This is a genomic window from Burkholderia metallica (genome assembly GCF_902832845.1).
GTDB lineage: Bacteria > Pseudomonadota > Gammaproteobacteria > Burkholderiales > Burkholderiaceae > Burkholderia > Burkholderia metallica.
The window spans coordinates 157,268-169,260 of the sequence record NZ_CADFDB010000008.1 but is presented as its reverse complement, the minus strand read 5'-3'; the positions used below and the strand labels follow the sequence as shown (position 1 = coordinate 169,260).

Below are 11,993 nucleotides of genomic sequence, written 5' to 3'. Positions count from 1 at the left end.
GTGGCGGAATATGCACGCGAACCGCATGGCCGCCATCAGCGCACGCGTATGCGCGCCTGCGGTGCACGCCGATACCGGCCGCCGCGGGGTTTCGGGTCAGCCGCGCCCGCCGAGGCTGCCGCCGCCGTCCACGGCCAGCACCTGCCCGGTGACGAAGCCGGCTTCGTCCGACAGGAAGAACGCGATCGCGGCGGCCACGTCGTCGGTCGTGCCGAGCCGGCGCGCCGGGATCGTCGCGAGCACCTTGCGTTCGGCTTCGCTGCCGACGGGCCGCGTCTGCCGGAACAGTTCCGTCTCGACCGGCCCCGGCGCGACCGCGTTGACGGTCACGCCATGCTCGGCGAGTTCGAGCGCCCACGTGCGCGTGCAGCCGACGAGCGCGCTCTTCGCGGCGGAATACGCGGTGCGATCGAGACTGCCGAAAATCGCGCGGCTGCAGATATTGACGATGCGACCGTGGCCGCGCGCCTTCATCGCTTCCGCGAAGTGCTGCGTGACCTGGATCGCGGCCCGCACGTTGAGATCGAACACGGCCTGCAGCGACCGGAAGTCGATCTGCCCGAGCGGTTGCGGCAACGCGATGCCGGCGTTGTTCACGATGCCGTCGACGTCGTGCCGCTCGCCGATGCGTGCAAGGGTGTCCGCCGTGCGTTCGACGTCGGCGAGATCGCACGCGAGCAATTCGCCGGGGAAGCCGATGTCCTGCGCGTGACGGGCGAGGCCGATGACGCGATGGCCGCGCCGTGCGAGCAAGGCGCTGACCGCGAGGCCGATGCCGCGCGATGCGCCGGTGACGAGATAGGTGCGAGATGACATGCGTGCTCCCGGAGTGCGTTCACGTGAAGGAGGGCGTGCAGAACCGCTTCCGGTGCAACCGCCTCCGGCATCCGCACTTTCGTCGGACCATTCTACGTGCGTAACGGATATTACGTCGTGAAGCCGCGCACGCGGCCGCGGGCGAGTATCGGCCGTTCGCGACACTGCGGCCGAGCGCCGACTCGGGCGACATTCTCCGTGCGTTGGCCGCACGAAGCCGGCGCCGCACGCGGCGATCGGCGCGCGGCGTTCAGCCGGCCCGCCCCGCCGCCACCGGCATCGCGCGCCGCGACGCGATCCGCAACGCCAGCACGCCGCCGGCCAGCAGTGCGGCCGCGACGAGCAGCAGCGCGAGGTCGTATGAATGCGTGACGTCCTTGATTCGCCCCATCACCGGCGGCAGCGCGAGCCCGGCGATGTTCGCGACCGCGTTGATCAGCGCGATCGACGCGGCGGCCGTGAGGCCCGACACGTATTCGGTCGTCACGGCCCAGAAGACGGGCGTCGCCGCCCAGTTGAAGCCGACCGCGAGCACGAGCAGCGCATACGCGACGGGCAGCATCGGCGTATAGATCGCCGCGATCAGCAGCGCGCCGGCCAGCAGCATCGGCACGCCGAGATGCAGCGCGCGTTCGCCGCCGAGATCCGAATGCCGGCCGTTCACGTACATCGCGACGCACGCGAACAGGAACGGCAGCGCGGACAGGCTGCCGACCGCGAAACTCGATTGCCCCGACAGGCTCTTCACGAGCAGCGGCAGGAACAGCGTGAGGCCGATCGTGCCGAACGCCTGCAGCAGCCAGAACGCGGCGAGCGCCCACACCTTGCCGTCGCCGAACGCCCGCCGCAGCGCGACGCCGTGCGACAGGTGCTCGCGCGGTGCGCTGTCGCGCAGCGTCGCTTCGAGCCACGCGCGCTCGTCGGCCGGCAGCCAGCGCGCATGCGCGGGCGTGTCGGGCAGGCGGCGCAGCACGACGAACCCGAGCAGCAGCGCGGGCACGCCTTCGAGCAGGAACAGCCAGCGCCAGCCCTCGAGGCCGAGCACGCCGTTCAGGTTCAGCAACGCGCCGGACAGCGGCAGCCCGATCACCGACGCGAGCGTCGCGCCGATATAGAAGAACGACATCGCGCGGGCCCGATCGCTCCGCGGATACCACGCGGACAGGTAGTAGATGATGCCCGGCGTGAACCCCGCTTCCGCCGCGCCGAGCAGCAGGCGCATCGCATAGAGTTGCCCTGGCGTATGGACGGCGCTCATCGCGGCCGCGACGACGCCCCACGTGATCATGATCCGCGCGATCCAGCGGCGTGCGCCGACGCGCGCGAGGAACAGGTTGCTCGGCACCTCGAACAGGATGTAGGTTACGTAGAACAACCCCGCGCCCAGCCCGTACATTTCGGCGCTCAGCCCGAGATCGGCGTTCATCTGCAGCGCCGCGACCGAGATGTTCGAGCGGTCGATGTACGCGACGAGATACAGCAGCATCAGGAACGGAATCAGGCGCAGGTTCAGGCGCCGCATCGTCGCGGCGTGCAACTGCGGGGCGTCGGCGGTCATCGGCGTGTCTCCCGGTTTGTGTCGCCCGTCGTGCGCGACGGGACGGCCGCCGCGCGACGCGGCAGCGTCATCCGGGCCAGTCTAGGAGCCGCGTGAATTTCGCGTCAACGACCGGGGCGTCGTCTCGATATGTGAGATGCGCGCGACCGACGGCGTCGCGCGTTCGCTCGCATCGGTCACGCATCGCGGGAAACAGGCCCGCGGCCGCGAGCGCCAGGCCGGGCGATGCGCGGCCCGCATCGGCGGCGGCCGCGTCGGCGATCGCCTGCGGGTCGTCGAGCCGCAGGCGGCCGGCCGCGCGATGGTCGTACGCTCAGAACTTGTGACGGATCCCCGCGTGAACCATCAACTGCTTCGACGTCGACGACAGATCCGCCGCACCGGGGACGTACGCCTGATCCAGCGACGAGCCCGTCGCGTCACCCGCGATCCGCTGGTACGCGCCCATCAGGTACACGTCCGTGCGCTTCGACAGGTTGTAGTCGGCCATCAGCCCGATCGAATGGATCTTCGGTTTCGCGGTGCCCGTCGTCGCGTCGTAGCGCGCCGTCGTGTACACGTACTGCGCGCCGACGAACAATGCCGGCGTGAACTGGTATTTTCCGTTCACCTCGAAGTTCTGGTACTTGATCGCCGTGACCGCGCCGCCCGCGAGCGGGCCCGTCACCGGCTCGATCGTTTCGTCGCCGAACAGGTAGCCGACGTTCGCGGTCGGCCGCGTGACGTTGCTGTTCGTGTACGCGAAGCCGACCGTCGCGGGGCCGGCCGTGTAGTTGATGCCCGCGCCGAAGATCCGCAGCCTCGCCGACGCGAAGTTGGCATCGGCGCCGACCGATCCGGACCCCGCGATCGCGCCGCCCGACGTCGCGCCCGGGTTGTCCGCATTCAGGAATGCCGCGCCGACGAGCAACCCGCCCTGCTCGTACTGCGCGCCGACGCTCCACTGCCGGTTGTTCGCAAAGCCCGTGTCGTTGCTGAAGCTGTACGTGCCGCCGAACGAGAAGCCGGAGAAATCCGGGCTCGCGTACTTCACCGTGTTGTTCACGCGAAACGTGTTGCCGGTGTTGTCGTTGTCGAGCGGATGCGAGAACGGATAGACACCCCAGCTGCCGTTCGCGGTCGTCGGCGCGAGATAGTCGACCACCGCATCGTATTGCCGACCGAGCGTCAGCGTGCCGAAACGCTGGCTGCCGAGCCCGACGTACGCCTGCCGCCCGAACATGCGGCCGCCCTGCGCGAGCGTGCCGCTGTTCACGTTGAAGCCGTTCTCGATCTGGAACAGCGCGCTGTAGCCGCCGCCCAGATCCTCGGTGCCCTTCAGCCCCCAGCGGCTGCCCTGTGCGAAGCCGCTCGCCATCTGCCACGCGCTGTGGCCGCCGACGTTGTTCGTATAGTCGATGCCCGCGTCGACGAGGCCGTACAGCGTGACGCTGCCTTGCGCGAAAGCGGGCGCGGCGCACAGCGCCGGAATCGCGACGAAAGCCAATCTCCAGTTCATTGTTTTGTGATCCTTATCGATAGGATTGCGCATGCGGGGCGGAAATGTCATCGTCCGCCGCTCGCGCATGCGTGGTGCTGCCTTTACAGGCGCGCGGCACGCCGCGCCCCCCTTTCTCGTGCCTGACGAACGCGTTACTTCGCGCCGTAGATGTCGAAGTCGAAATACTTCCGGTTGATGCGCTGGTACGTGCCGTTCGCGAGAATCGTCGCGAGCGCGCGATTGAAGGCCTCGCGCAAGTCGCTGTCCTGCTTGCGCAGCCCGAGCCCGTCGCCCTGCCCGAAATACTTCACGTCGTCGATCGCCGGGCCGACGAACGCGAAATCCTTGCCCTGCGGCTTCTTCAGGAAGCCGTCGCTCGCCGCGATCGATGCCTGGAACGCCGCGTCGAGCCGGCCCGTCACGAGATCGGCATAGACCTGGTCCTGGTTCTGGTACGACACGATCTGCACGCCGGCCGGCTGCCAGTTCGCGACCGCGTAGTCGGCCTGCGCGGAACCCTGCTCGACGCCCACGCGCTTGCCCTTCAGCGCGTCGGCCGTCGGCAGCAGCGGCGACCCCTTGCGCGCGACGAGGCGCGCCGGCGCATTCGAGATCCGGTTCGTGAACGCGATCTGCTGTTGCCGCTTCGGCGTGATCGTCATCGACGACGCAATCACGTCGAACTTGCGCGCGAGCAGCCCCGGGATCATCCCGTCGAAACTCGATTCGACCCACACGCAGCGCGCATGCAGCTCCGCGCACAACGCGTTCGTGATGTCGATCCCGAAGCCCGTCAGCGTCCCGTCGGGCAGCTTGTATTCGAGCGGCGGATAAGTCGGATCGACCGCGAGGCGAATCTCCTTGCCCGCCCAGTCGCCCGCATGCGCCGCCCCTGCCGCCAGCGCCATCGCGAGCGCCGCCATCCGTTTCCACTGCTTCATTGCCAGTCTCCTTCGTTGTGTGAATCGTCGATCGGGATCGTGCGGGCTCGTTACGCGAGAAAGCGCTCGGCCAGTGCGATCCAGTAGCTCGCGCCGGTGGCGAGGCAGGTGTCGTTGAAGTCGTAGCCCGGGTTGTGCAGCCCGCAGCCGGCCGCGCCGTCGCCGTTGCCGATCGACAGATAGCTGCCGGGGCACGCTTCGAGCATGAACGCGAAATCCTCGCTCGCCGCGATCGGCTTCAGATGCGGGATCAGCGCGGCATCGCCGCCCCATTCGCGGGCGACGTCGCGCGCGAACGCGGTTTCCACCGCGTGGTTGACCAGTACCGGATAGTCGTGGCGATAGTCGATCTCGGCCATCGCGCCGTAGCTCGCGGCCTGCCCGTGCACGATCTCGCGGATGCGCGTTTCGAGCAGCGCGCGCACGTCGGGCGACAACGCCCGCACGCTGAGGGCGAGTTCCGCATGCGCCGGGATCACGTTCGACGCCGTGCCCGCATGGATCGAGCCGGCCGTGACGATCGCCAGGTCCTGCGGATTCACGTTGCGCGACACGACGCTCTGCAGCGCCATCACGATCGACGCGCACACGACCACCGGATCGACCGTCAGGTGCGGCGCCGCGCCATGGCCGCCGCGCCCCGTCACGCGCACGCGCACCTCGTCCGCCGACGCCATCGCGGGGCCGTCGCAGAAGCCGAGCACGCCGACCGGCAGGCCCGGCACGTTGTGCATCGCGAACACCGCGTCGCACGGAAACCGCGCGAACAGCCCGTCGTCGAGCATCCGCTTCGCGCCGCCGAGCCCTTCCTCGGCCGGCTGGAAAATCACGTTCAGCGTGCCCGTGAAGCGCGCGCGCTCGGCCACGCAGCGCGCCGCCGCGAGCAGCATCGCCGTATGTCCGTCGTGACCGCACGCGTGCATCACGCCGTCGTGCCGGCTCGCGTGCGGCAGCCCGGTCGTCTCGTGGATCGGCAGCGCATCCATGTCCGCGCGCAATCCGAGCCGTTTGCCGGCGCCGCGCGCCAGCGTGCCGACCACGCCCGTGCCGCCGATCCCGCGCGTCACCCGATAACCCCACGTTGTCAGACAGTCGGCCACCAGACCGCTCGTCGCATGTTCGTCGAAACCCAGCTCCGGATGCGCATGCAGCCGACGGCGCAGCGCGATCATCTCGGCCTCGATGGCAGCCAGTTCCGGCTGGATAGATGGATGGTCCAACCCCGATTCTCCTCGATGCTTCTATGGTTTCCGATCGCCCGGATGACCGATCGTGGCCGCATCGTAGGCAGCGAAAATCCCGGCGAACAGCCGCGGTTTCGTTATGATGACAACCTTTCGTTGTCGGGTATCGCACCATGAGCACGATCAAGCTTCATCAGTTGCAGGCGCTCGTCGCGAGCGCGGAGGCCGGGAGCATTCGCGGCGCGGCGCGCTCGCTCGGGCTGTCGCAGGCGGCCGTCACGCGCGCGCTGCGCGAACTGGAGGCCAGCGAACGCCTGCCGCTGCTCGTGCGCGCGCCGGAGGGAATCGGCTTCACCGAATACGGGAAAACGCTGCTCACGCACGCGAAGCTCGTGCTGAAGCAGCTCGAACACGCGCAGAGCGATCTCGAACGCATGCGCGGCCGCGTCGAGGGCCGGCTGAGCATCGGCGTCACGCCGTGGCTGACGCTGACGTTCCTCGCGGAAACGGTGCTGCGCTTTCGCGAACGGATGCCCGACGTGCGGCTCGAACTCTACGAGGCGCTGGCGGCCGTCGCCCAGCCGCTGCTGCGCGACGGCAGCATGGATTTCGCGCTCAGGCACATGCAGCCGGGCAGCGCGCAGGAATTCTCGTTCGAGCCGCTGCTGCGCTACGACATGTCGGTCATGGTGCGCGCCGGGCATCCGCGCGAGCGCGCGCGGTCGATCCACGACCTGCTCGACGACGACTGGGTGCTGAATTCCACGGCCGACGGCCAGGCCGCGCTCGTCGACACCCTGTTCACGCGCAACGGCGCGCAGATCGACGAGCGGCGCATCGTGCGCGCGCAGTCGCTGTCCATGCTGCAGACGATGCTCGAACAGGCCGACATGTGCACCTGGTGTCCGACGATCCTCGCGTCCGTGCCGCAGTTCGGCGAACGGATGCGCGTGCTGCCGTTGAAAGAGACCTTCGAGCCGGACGAGCTCGGGATCGTCACGCGGCGCAGCAGCACGCTCAGCGACGCGGCGCGCTGCTTCATCGACTGCCTGCTGCACGTGATCCGCGGGCATGCGCGCTCGGCGCGCAAGGCGGATCTCGCGTTGTTCGGGACGCTGTCGCTGCTGATCTGACGCGCGGCAGACGCGGCTCGCCGCCGCGCCGCCTGCGCTTCATGCTCGTGCTGCCCGTCAGATCTTCGCCGTCAGCGTGATCCCGACCGTGCGCGGATCGCCATACAGCACCGGATACGCGCCATACGACGGCAGCAGCTCGAGCTTCTTGTAGACCTTGTTGGTCAGGTTCGTCACGTAGCCCGTCACGATGTACTTCTGGTTCGGCGTCGTGTAGGACACGTGCGCGTTCAGCACCGTGTAGCCGCCCTGCCAGAGCTGCGGCATCGTCTGCCGCGTCGCGCTGAAGTACTCGCGGCTGCGGTAGTTCACGTCGCCGCCGGCCGTCAGCGTGCCGAACGACACCGGCACGCGATAGTCGAAGCCCGCGTTGATCGTCGTATGCGGCGAACGCGCGAACGAATTGCCGACGGCGGTCGGCACATAGCGGAACTCCGTGTAGCGCGTGTTCAGCATCCCGAGGTTCGCGAACAGGTAGAGGCTGTTGACCGGCTGCGCCTTCAGTTCCAGCTCGAAGCCGTCCGCGCGCCCCTGCCCCGCATTCGACAGCGTCGACACCGGCGGGCCGCCGAACGGGTTCGGTGCCAGCGCGAACACCTGGATGTCGCGATAGTCGTAGTGGAACACGCTCGCGTTGACGATCAGCCGCTTGTCGAACCACTCGCTCTTGATGCCGACTTCGTAGTCGGTCAGGTACTCCGGCGACACGGTCGACACCGTGCTCTGCGTATACGCGTTGCCGTTGTAGCCGCCCGACCGGAAGCCGCGCGCATAGCGGAAATACGCGCGTACGTTGCTGCTGAGCGCATATTCGGGCGTGAGGTCCCAGGTCGGCGCGCGCCACGTGTTCGTCTGGTTCTGCCGAGCGCTGACCGCCAGCGGCGACGACACCGACGACGGATCCCACCAGCTGCCCGGATTGCTGAACGTCACGTTGCCGGTGTCCTGCAGCCCGGTCAGGTTGATGTTCTTGCGCTCGATCGTGTAACGCAGCCCGCCGGTCACGTTGAAGCGGTCGGTAAACCGGTACTTCACGCTGCCGAAAATCGCCGCGCTCTGCGTGTGCTGCGTGAGGTCGGTCAGGTGGTAGAACGCGGGCGACGGCGAGCCCGGCAGGCCGCCGCCGGCGCCCTGCTCGGCCAGTTGCTCGGTGAACAGGTGGGTGCCGACGAGCCAGCTGAACCGGTCGTTCTGCGGCGACTCGAGGCGCAATTCCTGCGAGAACTGGCGGCTCGACAGGCGATCATGCGAACGCGCGGCGTCGAACGCGGAATAGTCCTCGTCGTCCTGGTACCAGCGGTGCAGCCCTTCGAACGCGGTGATCGACGTCAGCGTCACCGCCGGGTTGATGCGCCAGTGCGCGGTGAGCGACGTGCCCCAGGTCGAGATGTGATCGCTCGACGGCGCATTGAGCGACACCGTGTACGGATCGCTCGACCCGACGAAGCCGAACTGGTTCGCGCCGCCCGGCCCCGCGCCCTGCGCGTGCCACGCATTGCCGCCGCCCGTGTAGTTGCGGCCGTGAATGTTGAACAGGAAGTCGGTGTCCGAGGTCGGCACGGCCAGCACCTGGAAGCGCACCGCATTGTCGTGGAAGCCGCCGAAGCGACCTTGCTGCACGGTATTCGTGTAGAAGCTGTCGGCGTTCTCGTGATACACCGACACGCGCGCGGCCAGCACGTCGTTCTTGCCGATCGGCCCGCCGATTGCGGCTTCCGCGAGCCGGCTGTTGTACTGGCCGAGCCCGATCTTGCCGTAGCCGCTCACGTCGAAAGTGGGCTTCTGCGACGTGATGCTGAGCGCGCCGCCGACGGTATTCTTGCCCCACAACGTGCCCTGCGGGCCGCGCAGCACTTCGATGCGATCGAGGTCGAACAGCGGGAAGCCTTGCCCGAACACGCTGTTGATGTAGACATCGTCGAAATACACGCCGATGGGGCTCAGCGACAGGTCCGACGGATCATTGCTGCCGACGCCGCGCAGGAACCAGCGCGGCCGCTCGCGGCCTTCGGTCGACTGGCCGGTAAAGTTCGGCACGTACTTCGTGACGTCGTTCACCACGCGCAACTCGTTGTTCCTGATCGTGTCGCCGCTCAGCGCGCTCACCGCGACCGGCACGTCCTGGATGCTCTCCTTGCGCCGGCGTGCGGTCACCGTCACCGTGCCGAGATTCGTTTCGCGTGCTACCGTGCCGCGGGTCGCACGGGCTGCCTTCGCCGCGGCCGGGGCTGCATCGTCCGCGCCCGGTTGCGCCGGCTTCGCGTCCGGCGCTGCCGTCACCGCGCCATCCTCCGCCCACGCGGGCAACGATACGGCTGCACCCGTCAGCAGTCCCCCCAGCGCGGTGACGATTAGTTTTTTCCTGAACATCGATGAGTCATCCTGTTTGATCGGTTGAACGCACGTGCGTGCGCGACGCACGGGTGACCTGTTGCAATTCGGATGCCAGCATCGAGAAGCCCGTCGCACGGGGCTTCCGGCATGCTTGGGGGGCAGGTGTTGCTGCATGCGCATCTGTGGCGGGAAGCAAACTGCTTGTCACGCAACACCGCGCGGATTCCGCAACACCCGAGCCGATGGTCGTCAGGACAGCTTTGCAGTCACGGACGGCGATGCGTCGCGCCGCCCCGTCGAAACGCGTAACGCGAATGCAACCAGCGCGACGACAGGCAGCCAGCACAGAAACATGCCCGGCAACCCGACGACCGGCACGAGCGCACTGCCGGCCAGCGGGCCGCAGAACGCGCCCGTCATCGACGCGAGGTTGTAGAGGCTCGATACCTGAGCCTTGTCGGCCGGGAGACGGCCGAGGCGTTGCATGTTGACGAGATGCAGCAGCGACGACCCGGCGCACAGCGCGGCGAGACCCGCACCGACGATCCATACGTCATGCGCAAGACCCGGCGCGAGCAACCCGGCCACGCCACCGGCAAGACTGAGCGCCTGGCAACGGCGCGCCGTCATCCGCTGCGCGACATGCCCGAGCCCGAACAGCGCGATCACCGCGACGACGCCCTGCAGCGTCAGCAGCGCGACGGCTTTCGTTTGCGACAGCCCGAGCGACTGGATCGCCAGCACCACCGTATACGCGCCGACGAGCGAACGTGTCGCGCTGTTCACGGCTTCCAGCACGAGCTGCTCGCGCACGTCGCGACGCCATGCGAGCGCCAGCAATGCGCGCAGGCCGCCGGGTTCCGGTTGCGCACCGCGTGCCGCTGGCTCCGCGTCGCCGAGCAGCGTCCGGCTGAACAGCGCCATGCCCGCGAAGCTCGCCGATGCCGCACAGAACGTCGCGACCGCGCCATGCGTGCCGATCAGCCAGCTCGCGAGCCACGGTCCGACCATGCCGGTACCGACCGACATCGCCGCACGGTACCAGCCGGCGCGCGCGAAGCCGATCTGCGCGAGACGCGCGAGGAACACGCCGTTGATCGACACGATCCGGAACGGGATGCACAGCCCGATCAACACTTGCGTGAGCGCGATCAGCGGCCACGCGCCGGTCAACGGCACGACGAGATTGAGCAGCATCGGCCCCATGCTTGCGACGAAGTACACGCGCCGCGCGCCGTAGCGCGCGACGAGCAGCCCGGCCGGCAGCGTCATCAACGCGATACCGAGCGGCTCCATCGCCGCGATGATGCCGAGCCGCGCGCTGTCGACGCCGAGCGCGAGCGCGTACAGTGTCGTCGCGAGCTGCGCCATGCTGATCGTCGTGCCGCTCGCGAGCGCCAGCAGCATGAAACCGCCGGTGAAACGCTCGCGCCGCCATGCGTCGGCGACGCGTGCCGGCGCGCTCACCGCGCGGAGTCGCGAGACAGCGTCGCGATGCCGTCGAGCGCGCGCCGGTCGATCCACGCACGCACGTCGAAGTCCGCTGGCAGGAATCGCCATTCGACGAGGAATCGCTTGAAATCGTCGAGCGCGGCGATCGACGCTTCGTCGAGATCCGTGCGCAGCCGCCGGTGCACGTCCGCGCCGTACGCGAGCCTCAGCCAGTCATGGCCCGATCCCGTCTCGCGGCCGAGATAGCCGAGCACTTCCTGCTCGTGCTCGCGCGCCCAGCCTTCGACGTCGGTCACGCGCGCGAGGAAGCGGCTGACGATGTCGGGATGGCGTTCGAGCGTCGACGCATTGACGGTCAGCGGCCGCGGCGACCCGTTGTTGATGCGGATCTGCGGATCGGGATGAAAGCCGATGTCGACGACCGGCTGCGCGCCGATCAGGTGCGCGGTTTCGAGTCCGAGCGACCCCTTCACGTAGATCGCGTCGACTTCGCCGCGCACGAGCGCGGCCGCTTCGGCCGCATAGAGCCGGCGGCTCGACAGGCTCGCGGGATGACTGAATGCCGCGTCGCGCGTCGCCGGTGTCGACACCGGCGCACGCAGGTTCGACGCCGGCACGTCGATCCATTCGACGTCGGCGGGGCCGAGCCCGTCGAGCGACAGCGCGCTGACGAAGCCGCGCAGCGCCGCCGCACGAAATATGTCGATGCGCTCGCCGTCGCGGCGCGGCAGGCCGATGCGGCGCCCGCGCAGGTCTTTCGGCCGCTTCAGGCCGCTTTCCGGCAGCGCGACGATCGCCTGCGCCTCGTCGACCCAGGTCAGAGCGACCACGCGCGTCTCGGCGCCGGCCGCGCGTGCCCACAGCGCGGGAATGCTGCCGCCCTGCCGGAATGCGTTGTCGAGCGAATGATCGACGTGCGCATGATGCAGCGCCGCGTGCCGGCTTTCCTGCAGCGCGCGCACGGTGATGCCGTCGCCGGCGAATTCGCTGTCGAGCCAGCCGAGATGCGCGGCGATGCCGAGCGGCGTCGGCACCGGACAGCGCGTGTACCAGATCGACTGGACGTTGGAGGAAGCCGTGATGCTCATGGATGCG

General features: G+C 68.5%; 9 protein-coding genes. 1 reads left to right on the top strand and 8 read right to left on the bottom strand.

The window, feature by feature from the left end; translation table 11 throughout:
* Positions 1-96: 96 nt before the first annotated feature.
* The 5 genes from HWX08_RS22370 to HWX08_RS22350 all read right to left on the bottom strand — a co-directional run bounded on the left by HWX08_RS22370 (position 97) and on the right by HWX08_RS22350 (position 5,967).
* Positions 97-816 carry an SDR family oxidoreductase gene (locus HWX08_RS22370; protein ID WP_174922456.1) on the bottom strand — a complete coding sequence of 240 codons (720 nt, stop codon included), beginning with the start codon at positions 814-816 and terminating at the stop codon, positions 97-99.
* A gap of 250 nt (positions 817-1,066) precedes the next feature.
* Complete coding sequence (locus HWX08_RS22365; protein ID WP_069259179.1) at positions 1,067-2,374, bottom strand: MFS transporter; 1,308 nt, start codon at positions 2,372-2,374, stop codon at positions 1,067-1,069.
* A gap of 313 nt (positions 2,375-2,687) precedes the next feature.
* The gene (locus tag HWX08_RS22360) at positions 2,688-3,872 is read right to left on the bottom strand and encodes a porin (RefSeq protein WP_174922455.1); all 1,185 of its coding nucleotides are present in this window, start codon (positions 3,870-3,872) and stop codon (positions 2,688-2,690) included.
* Between the two features lie 134 nt (positions 3,873-4,006).
* Complete coding sequence (locus HWX08_RS22355) at positions 4,007-4,795, bottom strand: ABC transporter substrate-binding protein (RefSeq protein ID WP_174922454.1); 789 nt, start codon at positions 4,793-4,795, stop codon at positions 4,007-4,009.
* A 50-nt stretch (positions 4,796-4,845) separates the two neighbouring features.
* Positions 4,846-5,967: a M20 aminoacylase family protein gene (locus HWX08_RS22350; protein ID WP_174922481.1), complete on the bottom strand. Its 1,122-nt coding sequence runs from the start codon at positions 5,965-5,967 to the stop codon at positions 4,846-4,848.
* 185 nt (positions 5,968-6,152) lie between these two features.
* Here HWX08_RS22350 and HWX08_RS22345 point away from each other — a divergent pair, with 185 nt between their 5' ends.
* A complete protein-coding gene (locus tag HWX08_RS22345; protein WP_174922453.1) occupies positions 6,153-7,112 on the top strand; it encodes a LysR substrate-binding domain-containing protein in 960 nt (319 codons plus the stop codon).
* Between the two features lie 57 nt (positions 7,113-7,169).
* On the opposite strand, the gene HWX08_RS22340 is transcribed toward HWX08_RS22345, so the two are convergent.
* The 3 genes from HWX08_RS22340 to HWX08_RS22330 all read right to left on the bottom strand — a co-directional run bounded on the left by HWX08_RS22340 (position 7,170) and on the right by HWX08_RS22330 (position 11,986).
* Entirely contained in the window at positions 7,170-9,482 is a 2,313-nt protein-coding gene (locus HWX08_RS22340; protein ID WP_174922452.1) for a TonB-dependent receptor, read from the bottom strand.
* Between the two features lie 213 nt (positions 9,483-9,695).
* Positions 9,696-10,913 carry an MFS transporter gene (locus tag HWX08_RS22335; RefSeq protein ID WP_174922451.1) on the bottom strand — a complete coding sequence of 406 codons (1,218 nt, stop codon included), beginning with the start codon at positions 10,911-10,913 and terminating at the stop codon, positions 9,696-9,698.
* A complete protein-coding gene (locus HWX08_RS22330) occupies positions 10,910-11,986 on the bottom strand; it encodes an ABC transporter substrate-binding protein (protein ID WP_174922450.1) in 1,077 nt (358 codons plus the stop codon). Before HWX08_RS22330 ends, HWX08_RS22335 begins: the two co-directional genes overlap by 4 nt.
* Positions 11,987-11,993 lie beyond the last annotated feature (7 nt).